This window comes from Nocardia sp. NPDC004123 (genome assembly GCF_053603795.1).
This window is the reverse complement of the sequence record NZ_JBSGGG010000029.1, coordinates 126,762-140,580: the sequence shown is the minus strand read 5'-3', so window position 1 is coordinate 140,580 and position 13,819 is coordinate 126,762. Positions and strand designations below refer to the sequence as shown.

Below are 13,819 nucleotides of genomic sequence, written 5' to 3'. Positions count from 1 at the left end.
GCGAGTACACCCGGCGGTTGCTCGCGGCCGTGCCGCGCTCGCCCGGCCCGGCCGGAGCTACCCGACTCACTGCTCGAACGTTCGTGTTTCGACCGGTCGGGGTTCGGTGACGGTGTCTCGGGGCCGGGCGGGCGGTCAGAGAGAAATGGGTCGAGTGCTCGGTGCCGGGCCGCGCACGCCGGCGTGCGAGTGTCGTTGTCTGTGAGGAGGATGTGCCTGTGGTTGCCTCGGAGTCCGGTCGCGGCGAGTGGTCGCTGGCGGCGGCGCGTTTCGCGCGGGAGACCGATCGGCTGGTGGAGTGTGCGGCGTTCTATCGGGAGATCGTCGGACTGACCGAACTTTTCGTGTTCGAGGATCATGCCGGCTACAGCGGGTTCGTGTTCGGGCTGCCGGACGCGTCGGCGCAGCTGGAGCTGGTGCGCCGCGAGGGCGCGCCGCCACCGGCACCGCCGGGCCCCGAGCATGCGGTGGTGCTGTATCTGCGGTCGGGGTTCGCGCGGTTGCGGGCGCGGCTGGCCGATCATGGTGTGGCCGAGGTGGTTCCGGACAATCCGTATTGGGTGGCAGCGGGGGCGTTCGCGGTGCTGGATCCGGAGGGGTGGATGCTGATCGTGGTGCCGGAGGCGGCGGGCGGGGTGCGGATCGAGGAGTTCCTCGGTGATCGCGCCGAGATCGCGTGGTCGTTCCGGATGGCCGAGGATTCCGAGCAGGCGCTGGCCGGGTATATCGGCCGGGGGCGGGTGTGGGTGGCGCGCAACGACTCCGGGGCGGTGGTCGGCCATGTCCAGGCCGCGCCGGGGGCCGGGGAATCGACCTGGGAGATCGTCAATACCGCCGTGGCGGAACCGGTGCGGGGCACCGGGGTGGGCAGGCGGCTGATCGATCGGGTGGTGGCGGTGGCCACCGACGCCGGGGTGCGCCGGCTGGAGGTGGCCACCGCCACCGCCGATGTGGGGAATCTGCGGTTCTATCAGCGGTGCGGGTTCCGGATGACGCGGGTGGTGCCCGATGTGTTCACCGCCGCGGCCGGGTACGCGGAGGAGATCGTGGTGGACGGGATCCGGTTGCGGGATCAGGTGTGGTTCACCCGCCTGCTGTGAGGGTGTCTGCTCAGGCGGCGACGACCTTGGCGTAGTTGTCGCGCAGTGCGGGCCAGCCGTCCGGGGAGCCGACGGCGTCGCGCATGGATTCCCAGCCGGGGCCGTGGTTTTCGAAGCCGGAGTGCACCAGGGTGACGGCGGTGCGGCCGGGGTCGAGGGCGGTGAAGGTGACATCGACGCGGCTGGTGCGGGCCGGGTCGGATTCGGGTTTCCAGCTCAGGTCGATGTCCCAGGAGAAGGCGAAGCGGGTGTCGGGTGACCACTCCAGCACCCGGCCCCACGGGCATTCGGTGCCGTCGGCTTCGCGGCCGTAGAGGCGGCCGCCGACGTGGGGTTCGACGACGACTTCGGCCAGCGGGCCGGACCCGATGTGATGCTCGCGCGGCCACCAGGTGTCCATGCCGGTGGTGAAGACGCGATAGGCCTTGTCGATGGGCGCTTCGACGGTGACTTCGACGGTGACGGTGTCGGTGTGCTGGGTCATGACTGCTCCTGGGTGTGGTCCTGCTGGGTCTGGCGGTTCACTTCGTCGCGAAAGGCCGACAGTGCGGTCGACCAGAAGTGGGTGAAGTACGCGCGCAGCGCGTCGATGCCGCTGGGGTCGAGCCGGTAGACGCGCCGGGTGCCGACGGCTTCGTCGCGGACCAGGCCGGCCTGTTTGAGCACCTTGAGGTGCTGGGAGACGGCGGGCCGGGACACGGGAAGCTCCTGGGCGAGTTCGCCGACCGCGCACGGGCCTTTGCCGAGGCGTTCGAAGATGGCTCGCCGGGTCGGGTCACCGAGGGCGTCGAGAGCGGCGCTTTGGTAAGTACCCACGAACCGTAAGTCTACGCTTACGTACAGGGCAGTGGAAGGGGTGGCGGCGAATCCGGTTGGCGGGGGTGCGAAGTCGCCGTCGCCCTTCCCGCGGCCGGTCGGCGGCCGATACCGTGAGGGCCGGATGGTGTGGACCCTCAGTGAGGAGGTGGGCCGTGAGTGCGGTGCCGGGTTTCGAGCGTTTGCGTGCGGTGGTCGGGCAGGGGCTCGATCGGAGTGCGTCGGTGCGCAAACAGTTGCGGGCGGGTGGGCAGCTGGTCGACAGCGTGCGCCGCGATCCGCGCATCGTGCGGGAGCTGATCGCCGGGTTGACCGGGCACGGCGGTACCGGCGAGGCGGCGGTCCGGGCCGCGCACGCGGTGCCGGCGGGGCTGGCGGACTACCCGCGCACCGCGCACGCCCAGCACGATCTCGAGACCGGGCCGGCCGCGACGCTGGCGTATCTGGCGCAGCTGCAACGGCTTCCGGAGTGGGTGGTGTTCCATGCGGGCTGGCGCGGGGAGGCGCCGGGTGCGGCGGCGGTCGGCGTGGAGTACACGCAGGTGGCCAAGTTCATGGGGATCCCGGCGGATGTGGCGTGGACGGTGACCGAGGTCGGCGACACCGGGCTGGCGATGCGCGGGCGCGGGCCGCAGGGGCTGGGTCTGGGGTTGTGGATCACGGTGGCGCCCAACGGGTCCGGGTCGAGCGTGTACCTCGACGCGGGTCTGTCGGGGCAGCCGGTCGACGGGCCGCTGGGCGCGACGGTGGCCCGAGCGCTGGGTGAGGCGCTGCGCGATTCCCTGGCGGCGCTGCCCGCGGCCGTGGCGGCGGCCACACCGAGCTCGACGGAGCGGGCGGCACACAAAGCGGTGCGGCACCGGGCATCCGGGACGCTGCTGGCGCCGGGCACACCGGTGCTGGTGGGCGTCGGGCAGGTGGTGCAGCGCACCCCCGACCCGTCCTACGGTGATCCCGCGCAGCTGGCGGTGCGGGCGTTGCGCGCGGCGGCCGCCGATGCCGGGGCGGGGGAAGCGCTGCTGGCGCAGGCGAATGCGGTGTTCGCGGTGTCGCCGACGTCGTGGCAGTACCGGGATCTGGGTGCGCTGGTGGCGCGCGCGGTGGGCGCGGGCGCCGCGGAGACGGTGCAGTCGAGCCCGTTCGGGGGTGACGGCGGGCAGCTGGTGCTCAACGAGGCGGCCGCGGCGATCGCGGCCGGCGACTACGACCTGGTCCTGGTGACCGGCGCCGAGGCCGGGGCCACGCAGGCAGCGGCGCAGCGCGCCGGGATCGAATTGGATTGGCCGGTGCAGGATCCGGCGGTGGCGCCGACGCGCACGGTGGGGATCGACAAGGCGGCCAACAATGCGGCCGAGTCGGCGGCCGGGCTGCAGGCGCCGATCAATATGTACGCGCTGCTGGAGTCGGCCAATCGGGGGCGGCTGGGCCGTACCCCGGCCGAGCACGCGGCGGCGGTGGCCGAGATGTGGTCGCGGTTCTCGGCGGTGGCGGCGGCCAATCCGAATGCCTGGCAGCCACAGGAGTTCGCGGCCCCCGAGATCGCGACGGTGACCGAGGCCAATCGCATGATCTCCGCGCCCTACACCAAACTCGAATGCGCGAACCTGACGGTGGACATGGCTTCGGGCATCATCGTGGCCAGCGCGGCGGCCGCCGAGGCGGCGGGTATTCCGCAGGACAAGTGGGTGTTCCTGCACGCGGGCGCCTCGGGCACCGACGAGTGGTTCGTCAGTGAGCGCAGCGATTTGGCGGCGTCTCCCGCGATCCGCACGCTGGGTGCGGCGGTGCTCGACCATGCGGGCATCACCGCCGATGCGCTGGCCCATGTCGATCTGTATGCGTGTTTCCCGGTGGCGGTGCAGATCGCGGCCCGCGAGCTGGGGCTGCCGGCGGAGGATCCGAAGCGGCCGCTGTCGGTGACCGGGGGCCTGACCTTCGGTGGCGGGCCGGGCAACAACTACGGCGGTCACGCGGTGGCGACGCTGGTGCAGCGGTTGCGCGCCGAGCCGGAATCCTTCGGTCTGGCAACGTCTCTGGGCTGGTATCTGACCAAGCACGCCCTCGGGGTGTACTCGGCGACCCCGCCCCGCCAGGGCTACCGGCATCTGACCCCGGTCATCGAGCATCCCCCGGCCCGCCCGGCCCGCACCGGCTACACCGGCGAGGCCGTGGTGGAGGCCTACACGCTGCCCTACGGCCGCGACGGCCGTCCCGAGGCCGCGATCGTGAGCGTGCTGACCCCGCAGGGTGCGCGAGTCCTGGTGCGCTCCACCGATTCCGCCCTGCTCACCGCCCTCACCGAGGACGACTGGCTGGGCCTGCCGGTGACCGTGGACGGCGACGCGATCGTCCCGAAGCCCGCGCAGGTCGGCGAATCCGGTTCCGGCACAGGGCAATCCGATGCCGGCCCGGTGACCTCCGAGTCCGCTGCGGTGGAATCCGCTGCCATCGCCACCGATACCGGTATATCCACCGACACTGCTCCGGATACGACGGTGGCGGAGACGCCTGGTCACGGGTTGAGCACCGCGGGTCTGCCCCGGGTCGCGTTGCCGCCTCCGCCGCCCGCGCCGGTGCTCATCGAGCGCCGCGGCCACATCATGATCATCACCATCAACCGGCCCCAGGTGCGCAATGCGATCAACCTGGCCACCGCGCTGGGCCTGGAACGCGCGATCGACGCCTACGAGGGCGACTCGAATGCGCGCATCGCGATTCTCACCGGCGCGGGCGGATATTTCAGTGCCGGGATGGATCTCAAGGCGGCCGCTCGTGGCGAGGTGCCGGTCACCGAGAAGCGCGGCATCCTCGGTATCGTCTCCCAGCCCCCGCGCAAGCCGCTCATCGCGGCCGTGGAGGGTCCCGCACTGGCCGGCGGCTGCGAACTGGCGCTGGCCGCCGATCTCATTGTCGCGGCGAGCGATTCGACGTTCGGCATCCCGGAGGTCAAACGCGGCCTGGTCGCCGTCGGCGGTGGCGTGCTGCGCCTGTCGCAGCGCCTACCCCGGGCGGTCGCCATGGAGCTGGCGTTGACCGGTGACCCGATCACCGCGGCCCGGGCCGCCGAGATCGGTTTGATCAACGAGGTCGCCGAACCGGGCAAGGCGCTCGAGGCGGCGCTCGCGCTGGCCGAGCGGATCGCGGTGAACGCTCCGCTGAGTATCGATGCGAGCAAGCAGATCATCGAGCAGGCCCCGGACTGGTCGGTGGCCGAGGCGTTCGGCAAGCAGGGTCAGGTCGCCGCGGCCGCCCTGTCGTCGCAGGACGCCGGGGAGGGTATGCGCGCGTTCGTGGAGAAGCGTCCCCCGGTCTGGCAGGGCCGCTGACTGCGGTGGCGGGTTCGGCCGGTGGCCGCCGGCGAACCCGCCACCGGGTCGAGGCTTCGTGCCGTGGGGGCCGAATATGTTCAGGTGTCAAGGAATTCGACGATCGACACTCGTGAGAGGGTGTGTGCATGCCGTTCGATCATCCTGTTGCGCGCACGCTGACGTTGCGCCGTGACGGCCTGGAACTGTCCGCTCGTCATTGTGGTCCGGACGACGCGCCTTTGGTGATCCTGCTGCACGGGTTTCCGGATACCCCGCACACGTGGGACGGGTTGATCCCGCTGCTGGTCGAGGCCGGGTATCAGGTGCTGGCGCCGTGGTTGCGCGGGTATACGCCGGGGTCGGCGTCGCGGGCGGCGCGCTATGACCTGATGGCGGTGAGTGCGGATGTGGCGGCCTGGCATGCGGAGCTGGGTGAGCCGCGCGCGCATCTGGTGGGGCACGACTGGGGTGCGTTCGTGGCGATGATCCTGGCCAAGCAGGATCCGCGGCGGTGGGAGTCGTTGACACTGCTGGCGATTCCGCCGTTCGGGGGTGGGGTGGCGCCGGGCATGTGGCGGTATCTGCCGCGGCAGCTGGTGTTGTCGTCGTACATCCCGGTCATGCAGTCGGGGCTGTCGCCGAGGTTGCTGAGCCGCCGGGGTGCGGGGTTCGTGCGGGCGCTGTGGCGGCGGTGGTCGCCGGGGTGGGCGTTCACCGACGACGAGTTCGCGCCGGTGGCAGCCGTTTTCACCGATCCGCTGATGGCGTGGGCGGCGACGCGGTATTACCGGTCGCTGTTCACGGTGCAGCGCAGGGCGACTCGCGAGTTCAGCGACATCCTGATGGCCGAGGCCGCTCCGCTGCCGACGCTCGCGCTGGCCGGGCTGCGCGATGGCTGCATGTCGGCGGATCTGCAGCGGGTACTGGCAGAGCATGCACAGGTCCGGCATGCGCAATTGCCCGGCTGCGGGCATTTCCTGCAGGCCGAACGCCCGGATGCGGTCGCGGAGTTGCTGTTGCCGCATCTACGGGCAGCCGGCGCGCACACCGGATAAGCGCGCACACCTGATCAGTCAGTGGCCGCCGTGGGGCCGGATCCTGTGTCCCCGTGGGCACGTCGTCCATCGGAATGGAGTGCTCGTCGTGCGACAACCGGATGCGGCCGGCGATGTTGGTGGCCGGCCGCACCCGGTGAGCCGGGTCAGGCGTTGTTCAGGGCGGCGACGGCATCGGCGAACATGGTGGCCTTGATGGCGCCGAGAGTGGCCGGGTCCTTGGGCCCGAGCGGGGTGAGCATCCCGAGCGCGGTGTCGGTGAGGGTGTCGAGGTCGGTGGTGGCGTCGACGAGGTCGCAGGCGAGGGCGTCGGGGCCGCCGAAGCGGCGTCCGGTGGTCATGGACGCGACCGCCGTCTTGGGAGTGACTTTGGCCTGGATGAGCGCGGCCATGCCGCGGGTGAAGGGGATGTGGATGTCGACTTCGGGCAAGCAGAAGTAGCCGCGGTCGGCGCGCATGACCCGGAAGTCGTGGGCGAGGGCGAGCATGGCGCCGGCGCCGAAGGCGTGCCCGGGCAGGGCGGCGGCGGTGGGCAGCTCGAAGGTGAGCACGCGGGCCAGCAGCGACTGCACCTGCGCCACATACCATTCGGAGCGTTCACCGTGGGCCGAGAGCCAGTCCAGGTCCAGGCCGTTGGAGTAGAACTTGCCGGAGGCGGTGGTGACCAGGGCGTGCGCGCCGTCGGCGACGGCGGTGTCGAGGTGCGCACCGATCTGGTCGAGGAATTCCGGTGAGAAGCGGTTCTCGTCGCCGCCGAGGTCCAGGACGGCGATCTTGTCGTGGTAGGTGAGTGTGGGCATGGGGGTGTCCTTCCTCAGGAGGTTTTCGGTCGTGCGGGTGCGGGCCCGAGGTCGAGGACCGCGCGGACGGCGGCCCGGAGCTGCCCGCGGGCAAGGGGATTGGCGAGGCGGTCGCGGTCGAGCAGGATCGCTGTCGGCAGGTCGACCAGGCACAGGGTGAGGGTGTCGACGGCGGCGGCGTCGGCGCGGTCCCAGAGTCGGCGGGCGAGGGTTCTCATCAGCTCGACGAGGGTGGCCTGGGTGGCGGCGAGCTCGGCGCGGACGGGTTCGGGCAGGTCGTCGCCGAGCAGGTCGTCGCGGCGGACGGTGAAGAACAGCCGGGTCGACATGGGGTGGCGGGCGGCGAATTCCGCGGGCGCCTCGGCGGCGGCGATGACCGCTGCCACGCCGTCGCCGGCCTCGGCGACCATGGCGGCCTGGAGTGCGAGAAACCGGTGGGCGGCTCGAATCCAGGTGCGCCCCACCAGTTCCGCGCGTGACCCGAAGGTGTGGTACAGCGCTCCGTTGGAGACGCCGGTGGCGGCGGCGACCGCGCGGATGGTGACCGCGGCGGGCCCGGATCGCACGGCCAGGGCCTCGGCGGCGTCGAGCACGAGGTCGGGGTCGTGGGTGCGGGGGCGGGGCATGCACCGACCATAACAGAGCAAGTGCTCTGTTATGAAGGGGTCGGTTCCCCTGGTCACGAATCAGGCCCGGCACGAACACGATCCGGCCGCCTCCGCGACGGGGTGCGGAGACGGCCGGATCGGATGCCGGTGCGGGTCAGGGTGTGGTGGGTTCGTGGACGCCGTCGGGGAGGGCGGGCGTGTACATGCGGTCGATGTCGGCGGCGTATTTGCGGGCGATGGGTGTGCGGCGCAGTTTCATGGTGAGGGTGATCTCGTCGCCGCCGGGTTCCCAGAAGGTGGGCAGGATGGTGAAGCGTTTGATCTGTTCGACGCGTGAGAGTTTGGCGTTGCCGGCGGCGACGCCGCGCGCGATCTCGGCGATGACGCCCGGGTCGGCGGCGAGAGCGGCCGCGGAGGCGTCGGGTAGCCGGTGCTGGGCGGCGTAGGGTGCGGCGGATTCGGCGTCGAGGACGATGAGGGCGGTGTTGTAGGCGCGGTTGTCGCCGATGGTGGCCAGGGCCCCGATGAGCGGGGCGGCGGCTTTGACGGTGTTCTCGATGTTGGCCGGGGACATGTTCTTTCCGGCGGAGTTGATGATGAGTTCCTTCTTGCGGTCGACCACGCGCAGGTAGCCGTCGGCGTCGCAGGTGATGATGTCGCCGGTGGCCAGCCAGCCGTCCGGGTCGAGGGCGTCGGCGGTCTTCTGGGGTTCGTGCCGGTATTCGCGCATGACCAGGGGCCCGCGGACCAGGAACTCGCCGTCGTCGGCGATCTTGGATTCCAGTCCGGGCAACAGCCGCCCGACGGTGCCCAGGCGGGCTTCGGCGGGCGGGGAGACGCTGACGATGCAGGTCAGTTCGGACATGCCCCACACCTCGGAGATGGGGATGCCCAGGCCGAAGAAGAATCCGAGGGTTTCCGGCGGGATGGGCGCGGCCCCCGACAGCGCCCATTTGAGTTGGTCCAGGCCGAGTTTGGCCCGCAGCGGCCGCAGCACCGCGGCGTCGGCCTTGTCCCATTCGGCGGCCAGGTCGGTGTCGATCGGCTGCCCGGCCAGCTGGGCGGCGGCCTTGCGGGCGGCGACCTCGAGCCCCCAGGCGAGGGCGGCGCGACGGGTGGGGTCGGTTTCGGCGGTGGCCGAATATTCCACGGCCGCTTTGAGTTTCTCCCACACGCGCGGGACCGCGCCCCAGATGGTGGGGTGCACGTCGGCCAGGGCGGCGGGCAGCTGGGTGCGGTCGGGGACGACGGTGATCTGGGTGCCGAAGTATTCGTGCAGGTACAGGTTGGTGACCCGGTCGGCCATGTGCGCGGTCGGCAGGAACGAGGTGATGCGGTCGCCGAACTCGACGGGCATGACCGAGGCGTAGGCGCGGCATTCGAAGGCGAGGTTGGCGTGGGAGATCTCCACGCCCTTGGGGTTGCCGGTGGTGCCGGAGGTGTAGCAGAGGGTGACGATGTCGTCGGGCCGGATCGCCTGCCAGGTGGCGTCGAAGTCGAAATCGGTGCGCCCCAACTGTTTGAGCTGCGCGACGGTCAGTGTGCCGGGGGCGGGCTCATCGATGCACACGATGGTCTGCATGGGCACCCCGCAGGCGCGGATGCGGTCGACGTATTGGGCCTCGCACAGCACGACCCGGTTGCCGGCGTTGCCGAACACGTAGTGCAGCTGTTCGGTCGAGAGCGTGTTGTACACCGAGAACGAGGTGGCGCCGGTGTGCTGGGCGCCGACCTCGAGGGGGTAGAACTCGATGCGGTTGGCCATCATGAACGCCACCGTGTCCCCGCGCCCCACCCCCAGCGCGGCCAGCCCGGCGGCGATCTCGCGCACCTGGGTGGCATAGTCGGCCCAGGTCAGGGCGTGGGTGCCGCCGATATCGCGGACCGCGACCGCGCCGGGGTCGATCGCGGCGGTCGCCTGGAAGGCGGCGGGGGACGTATTCGGTTCGCTCATCACAATTCTCGTTCCACTCACCATCGAAGCCTGCTCAGACGGTAAGGGGCGGAGCGGGTGTCGCGGGCCCGAATGCGGCAGGTCAGGAGTCCCGCGCGGGCCGCAGCGCGGCCACGATCTCGAAGTGGTGGAATTTGTGCCGTTGTTCGACTCGCCGGCCTTTGGTGCCCGGTGTCGGTCTCGCCGAGATGTGAGGGCGCACCGGGTCATTCGGTGTCGGGGCGGGTGCCCAGGATGCCGTAGAGCAGCAGGTCCTCGAGGGAGGTGGCGAAGCCGTCAAGATCGTCGATGTCGCGGATGCACATGGCGAACAGGGCGGCTCCGGCGATGGTGTCGAGCACGGTGTTCGGGTCCAGGCCCGGGCGTTCGGCGTCGCCGGGCAGGTAGTCGGCGAGTTCGCCGCGGGTGGGGGTGTCCAGGCGGGCGGACAGTTTCTCGTACAGGCCCGAGTCCTGGCGCATCTCGGCCATGAGTCCGGGCATGGCGGCGCGGGTTTCGGCCGATCCGAACAGCTGGATGGTGCCGCGGATGACCTTGCGGATCTCGGCGAGCAGATCGGGGGCGACGACCGCGGATCCGACGTCGGGGAACACGGCCTGGGCGATGAGGTGGGCCTTGGAGGGCCAGCGCCGGTAGATGGCGGGGCGGCTGACGCCGGCGCGGGCGGCGATGGCGTCGATGGAGGTGGCGCCGTAGCCCTGTTCGACGACGAGGGCGCGGGTGGCGTCGAGGACCGCGGCGTCCACCGCGGGGTCGCGGTGCGGGCCCAGCCGGTGGCGGGTGGTCACGGAAATCCGTCCTTGTCGCTGCGGGCAGGAGTCGATACAGTCTGTCACATCAAAGTCGTTACATTCTGTAACCGCTGAGGACTCGAGGAGGAGTCGTGTCAGCTGCCCCGCAGGTCACCCCCGCCGACACCTACCAGCCGGTGCCGCTGCTGGCCGGCAAGGTCATCGTGGTCTCCGGTGTCGGACCGGGCCTGGGCCATTCGCTCACCATCGAAGCCGCCCGCATGGGCGCGGATCTGGTGCTGGCCGGACGCACCGAGAAACGCTTGCACGAATACGCCGACGAGGTCCGCGCCCTGGGCCGCGCCGCCGTGGTCGCCAAGACCGACATCACCGACGAATCCCAGCGCGCCGCGCTCGTCGAGACCACGCTGGCCGAAATGGGCCGGGTCGACTGCCTGATCAACAACGCCTTCGCCATCCCGCCCATGTACCCGATCACCCAGATCGAGGTGGAGGCGCTGCGCCACGCCAACGAAACGAATGTGTTCGCGCCGCTGCGACTGTCGGCACTGTTCGCCGACGCGCTGGAACGCTCGCACGGGTCGGTCATCATGCTCAACTCGTGCGTGTCCTACAGCTCGCAACCGGAGTACTCGGGCTACAAACTGTCCAAAGGCGCACTCGCGCACCTGGCTTCGTCGCTGGCCACCGAGCTCGGGCCGCGCGGCATCCGCGTCAATTCCGTCGCGCCGTCGTATGTGTACGAGGACATCAACAAGGCCTATTTCGATTGGCTGGCGAGCCAGGCCGGGGTCACCCACGACGACATCTATAGGCAGAAGGCCGCACCCACCGATCTGGGCCGCCTCGCCGGCCCCGAGGAGGTCGCGCGGGCGGCCCTGTTCCTGGCCAGTGATCTCGCCACCGCCGTCACCGGCCAGATGCTCACCGTCGACTGCGGCGAGTTCCACCGATGAGTACAGGAGCAACCGTGAACAAGCGCATCGTGCTGTGGGGCACCGGCGTGGTCGGGTCCATGGTGCTGGCCGAGATCCTGCGCCACCCGCGCTTCGACCTGGTCGGGGTCGGCGTCAGCAATCCCGACAAGGTCGGCAAGGACGCCGGGGACCTGTGCGGGGCCGCGAAAACCGGTGTGCTCGCGACCGATTCGGTCGAGGAGCTGATCGCGCTGCGCCCCGACGCGGTCGTGCACTACGGGCCGACGGCGGCGTTCGCCGAGGAGAACATGCGCGTCATCGGGTCGTTCCTGCGCGCGGGCATCGACGTGTGCTCGACCGCGATGACCCCGTGGGTGTGGCCGCACATGGACAAGCTGCCCGCGTTCTGGCGTGACCCGATCACCGAGGCGTGCGCGGCCGGCGGGGCGTCGTGCTTCACCACCGGCATCGACCCCGGCTTCGCCAACGACCTGTTCCCCATGACCCTGATGGGCCTGTGCGGCGAGGTCGAATCCGTGCGCGCCTCCGAACTGCTCGACTACACCGACTACGAGGGCGACTACGAATTCGAGATGGGCATCGGCCACCCGCCCGAGTTCACGGCCCTGCTCGAGCACCCCGACATGCTCGTGATGGCCTGGGGCGCAACGGTTCCCATGATCGCCACCGCCGCCGGGATCGAGCTCGACGCCATCACCACCATCTGGGACAAGTGGGTGACGCCCGAGGACCGGCCCTCGGCCAAGGGCATCATCAAGGCCGGTACGGTCGCCGCGATCCGCTTCACCATCAACGGCGTGTATCGCGGCCGCGAGGTCATCACCCTCGAACACGTCAACCGCATCGGCCTCGACGCCGCCCCCGACTGGCCCGCTGGCACCAAGGACGACGTCTACCGGGTCGACATTCTCGGCAGCCCGTCGATCTCGCAGGAGACCTCGTTCCGTTTCACCGACGGTTCCGGCCGGACCCCCGCCGTCGCGGGATGCCTGGCCACCGGGATGCGCGCCCTCAACGCCGTGCCCGCGGTCAACGCCCTGCCGCCGGGCTGGGTCACCCCCCTGGATCTGCCGCTGATCCCGGGCGTCGGCACCATCCGCTGACGAGACGGAGTGTGCGAGCCCCTCCGGCACCTGCCCGGAGGGGCTCGCTCGTGTCCGGGTCGCCTGCGGGTGGGCCGGGCGTGGTCTCCGGTTCGGTAGGTTGCTGGTGACAGGGTGTGTGACCGAGGACGGTGGAATGGGTACGGCGGGAACCAAGGGTGTGCCGCGCGCCGAGCGGGAGAACCAGATCCTCGAGATCGCCGCCGAACGTATCGCCGCGGTCGGGTATGCCGGGTTGAATCCCGGTGAGGTCGCCGCCCAGGCCGGGGTGTCGAAACCGTTGGTGTACACCTACTTCGGCACGAAGGACCAGTTGTACGCGGCATGCGTGGAGCGGGCCGCCGCGGCGATCGGCGACGCGATCGACACCGTCATCGCCGGTCCGGCCGAGCTGGAGATGGCGGCGAACACCCTCGCGGCGATCTTCGGGGTCCTCGAGCATCGCCCGTACTACTGGAATGTGCTCTTCGATCGCAGTCATCCCGCCGACGGTCCGGCCGCGGATGCCGCCCGGTCGGCGCGACGGCGGATCGCCGCGCAGGCCGCGCACGGGGCGGGCGCGGTGATGCGGGCGCGCGGGGTCGGCGATCCGCAGGATCTGTCGGTGTTCACCGATATCTGGATGGGTTCGGTCACCGCGCTGGTGTCGTGGTGGATCCGCCATCCCGAACAGTCCGCCGCGGCGATGATCGCGCGCAGCCGCCGTCTGATCACGGCTCTGTCGTGACGGCCGCATCCGGGAAGGGCTGAGATGGCACGCACCGCGGGCAGCCGGAATGTGCCGCGCGCCGAACGCGAGGGGCAGATCCTCGACGCCGCCGCGGCACAGATCGCGCGGGTCGGCTACGCGGGTCTGTCGATGGCGGCCGTCGCCAAGCAGGCCGGGGTGTCGAAGACGTTGGTGCACACCTTGTTCGACACCCGGGACGGGCTCTATGCCGCGTGCGTGGAGCGGGCCGCCCGGGCCGTCACCGAGGCGGTCGAGCCGGTGCTGTCGGGGACCGCGGATCTGACCATGGCCGAGCAGACCCTGCTGGCGATCTTCGGCGCGCTCGAGCACCGCCCGCACGACTGGAACGTGCTGCTGGATCGCACCCATCCCGCCGCCGGCCCGGCCGCCGAGGCCGCGCACGCGGCGCGCGCGCGGATCGAGGAGCAGGCCGCGCGCGGGATGTCGGCGTTCATGGCCGCGCGTGCGATCACCGATCCGGTGGATCTGGCGGCGTTCACCGAGGTGTGGATCGGTGCGGTGACCGCGGTGATCCACTGGTGGCAGCGGCATCCGCAGGTGCCGGGGCCGGAGCTGGCGGCCCGGACCCGCCGGCTCATCGCCGCGTTCGCCTGACTCGAATCCGGTGGCCGCGCAGCGGTGTCCGCGATGTTGC

Annotated in this window: 13 protein-coding genes and 1 pseudogene; 8 read left to right on the top strand and 6 right to left on the bottom strand. The window is 70.8% G+C overall.

Going from position 1 to position 13,819, the window contains the following annotated elements:
• Positions 1 to 218: 218 nt before the first annotated feature.
• On the top strand, positions 219 to 1,100 hold the full coding sequence (locus tag ACWEQQ_RS35630) for a GNAT family N-acetyltransferase (RefSeq protein WP_452351298.1): 882 nt from the start codon (positions 219 to 221) through the stop codon (positions 1,098 to 1,100).
• Positions 1,101 to 1,110: 10 nt separating this feature from the next.
• Here ACWEQQ_RS35630 and ACWEQQ_RS35625 read toward each other — a convergent pair whose 3' ends face one another.
• Positions 1,111 to 1,584, bottom strand: coding sequence for an SRPBCC family protein (locus ACWEQQ_RS35625; RefSeq protein WP_452351297.1), 474 nt, complete (start codon positions 1,582 to 1,584; stop codon positions 1,111 to 1,113).
• Positions 1,581 to 1,916, bottom strand: coding sequence for an ArsR/SmtB family transcription factor (locus tag ACWEQQ_RS35620; RefSeq protein ID WP_452339965.1), 336 nt, complete (start codon positions 1,914 to 1,916; stop codon positions 1,581 to 1,583). Before ACWEQQ_RS35620 ends, ACWEQQ_RS35625 begins: the two co-directional genes overlap by 4 nt.
• A 65-nt stretch (positions 1,917 to 1,981) precedes the next feature.
• Between ACWEQQ_RS35620 and ACWEQQ_RS35615 the strand changes: the two are divergent.
• From ACWEQQ_RS35615 to ACWEQQ_RS35605, 3 genes and pseudogenes are all read left to right on the top strand, one after another.
• Positions 1,982 to 4,246: pseudogene (locus ACWEQQ_RS35615) on the top strand (type II toxin-antitoxin system Rv0910 family toxin); the annotation flags it as partial.
• Positions 4,247 to 4,489: 243 nt separating this feature from the next.
• A complete protein-coding gene (locus ACWEQQ_RS35610) occupies positions 4,490 to 5,242 on the top strand; it encodes a crotonase/enoyl-CoA hydratase family protein (RefSeq protein ID WP_452351306.1) in 753 nt (250 codons plus the stop codon).
• A gap of 128 nt (positions 5,243 to 5,370) precedes the next feature.
• Entirely contained in the window at positions 5,371 to 6,279 is a 909-nt protein-coding gene (locus ACWEQQ_RS35605; RefSeq protein WP_452351296.1) for an alpha/beta fold hydrolase, read from the top strand.
• Between the two features lie 146 nt (positions 6,280 to 6,425).
• On the opposite strand, the gene ACWEQQ_RS35600 is transcribed toward ACWEQQ_RS35605, so the two are convergent.
• The 4 genes from ACWEQQ_RS35600 to ACWEQQ_RS35585 all read right to left on the bottom strand — a co-directional run bounded on the left by ACWEQQ_RS35600 (position 6,426) and on the right by ACWEQQ_RS35585 (position 10,429).
• The gene (locus ACWEQQ_RS35600) at positions 6,426 to 7,079 is read right to left on the bottom strand and encodes an enoyl-CoA hydratase-related protein (RefSeq protein ID WP_452351295.1); all 654 of its coding nucleotides are present in this window, start codon (positions 7,077 to 7,079) and stop codon (positions 6,426 to 6,428) included.
• Positions 7,080 to 7,093: 14 nt separating this feature from the next.
• On the bottom strand, positions 7,094 to 7,705 hold the full coding sequence (locus tag ACWEQQ_RS35595) for a TetR/AcrR family transcriptional regulator (protein WP_452351294.1): 612 nt from the start codon (positions 7,703 to 7,705) through the stop codon (positions 7,094 to 7,096).
• A 136-nt stretch (positions 7,706 to 7,841) separates the two neighbouring features.
• A complete protein-coding gene (gene fadD11, locus ACWEQQ_RS35590; RefSeq protein ID WP_452351293.1) occupies positions 7,842 to 9,641 on the bottom strand; it encodes a fatty acid--CoA ligase FadD11 in 1,800 nt (599 codons plus the stop codon).
• Positions 9,642 to 9,847: 206 nt separating this feature from the next.
• Positions 9,848 to 10,429 (bottom strand): TetR/AcrR family transcriptional regulator, encoded by a 582-nt coding sequence (locus ACWEQQ_RS35585; RefSeq protein WP_452339960.1) that lies wholly within the window; start codon positions 10,427 to 10,429, stop codon positions 9,848 to 9,850.
• 95 nt (positions 10,430 to 10,524) lie between these two features.
• Here ACWEQQ_RS35585 and ACWEQQ_RS35580 point away from each other — a divergent pair, with 95 nt between their 5' ends.
• The 4 genes from ACWEQQ_RS35580 to ACWEQQ_RS35565 all read left to right on the top strand — a co-directional run bounded on the left by ACWEQQ_RS35580 (position 10,525) and on the right by ACWEQQ_RS35565 (position 13,779).
• On the top strand, positions 10,525 to 11,349 hold the full coding sequence (locus tag ACWEQQ_RS35580) for an SDR family oxidoreductase (RefSeq protein WP_452339959.1): 825 nt from the start codon (positions 10,525 to 10,527) through the stop codon (positions 11,347 to 11,349).
• Positions 11,346 to 12,434, top strand: coding sequence for an NAD(P)H-dependent amine dehydrogenase family protein (locus ACWEQQ_RS35575; protein ID WP_452351292.1), 1,089 nt, complete (start codon positions 11,346 to 11,348; stop codon positions 12,432 to 12,434). The genes ACWEQQ_RS35580 and ACWEQQ_RS35575 overlap by 4 nt, the downstream gene beginning before the upstream one ends.
• A gap of 136 nt (positions 12,435 to 12,570) precedes the next feature.
• Complete coding sequence (locus ACWEQQ_RS35570) at positions 12,571 to 13,161, top strand: TetR/AcrR family transcriptional regulator (RefSeq protein WP_452351291.1); 591 nt, start codon at positions 12,571 to 12,573, stop codon at positions 13,159 to 13,161.
• Positions 13,162 to 13,185: 24 nt separating this feature from the next.
• Positions 13,186 to 13,779, top strand: coding sequence for a TetR/AcrR family transcriptional regulator (locus ACWEQQ_RS35565; protein WP_452351290.1), 594 nt, complete (start codon positions 13,186 to 13,188; stop codon positions 13,777 to 13,779).
• Positions 13,780 to 13,819 lie beyond the last annotated feature (40 nt).

Excerpts from the sequence above, each read along its gene's own strand:
- ACWEQQ_RS35625 (WP_452351297.1), bottom strand. The coding sequence starts at position 1,584 with ATGACCCAGCACACCGACACCGTCACCGTCGAAGTCACCGTCGAAGCG.
- ACWEQQ_RS35605 (WP_452351296.1), top strand. The coding sequence starts at position 5,371 with ATGCCGTTCGATCATCCTGTTGCGCGCACGCTGACGTTGCGCCGTGAC.
- ACWEQQ_RS35600 (WP_452351295.1), bottom strand. The coding sequence starts at position 7,079 with ATGCCCACACTCACCTACCACGACAAGATCGCCGTCCTGGACCTCGGC.
- ACWEQQ_RS35595 (WP_452351294.1), bottom strand. The coding sequence starts at position 7,705 with ATGCCCCGCCCCCGCACCCACGACCCCGACCTCGTGCTCGACGCCGCC.
- fadD11 (WP_452351293.1), bottom strand. The coding sequence starts at position 9,641 with ATGAGCGAACCGAATACGTCCCCCGCCGCCTTCCAGGCGACCGCCGCG.
- ACWEQQ_RS35575 (WP_452351292.1), top strand. The coding sequence starts at position 11,346 with ATGAGTACAGGAGCAACCGTGAACAAGCGCATCGTGCTGTGGGGCACC.
- ACWEQQ_RS35570 (WP_452351291.1), top strand. The coding sequence starts at position 12,571 with ATGGGTACGGCGGGAACCAAGGGTGTGCCGCGCGCCGAGCGGGAGAAC.
- ACWEQQ_RS35565 (WP_452351290.1), top strand. The coding sequence starts at position 13,186 with ATGGCACGCACCGCGGGCAGCCGGAATGTGCCGCGCGCCGAACGCGAG.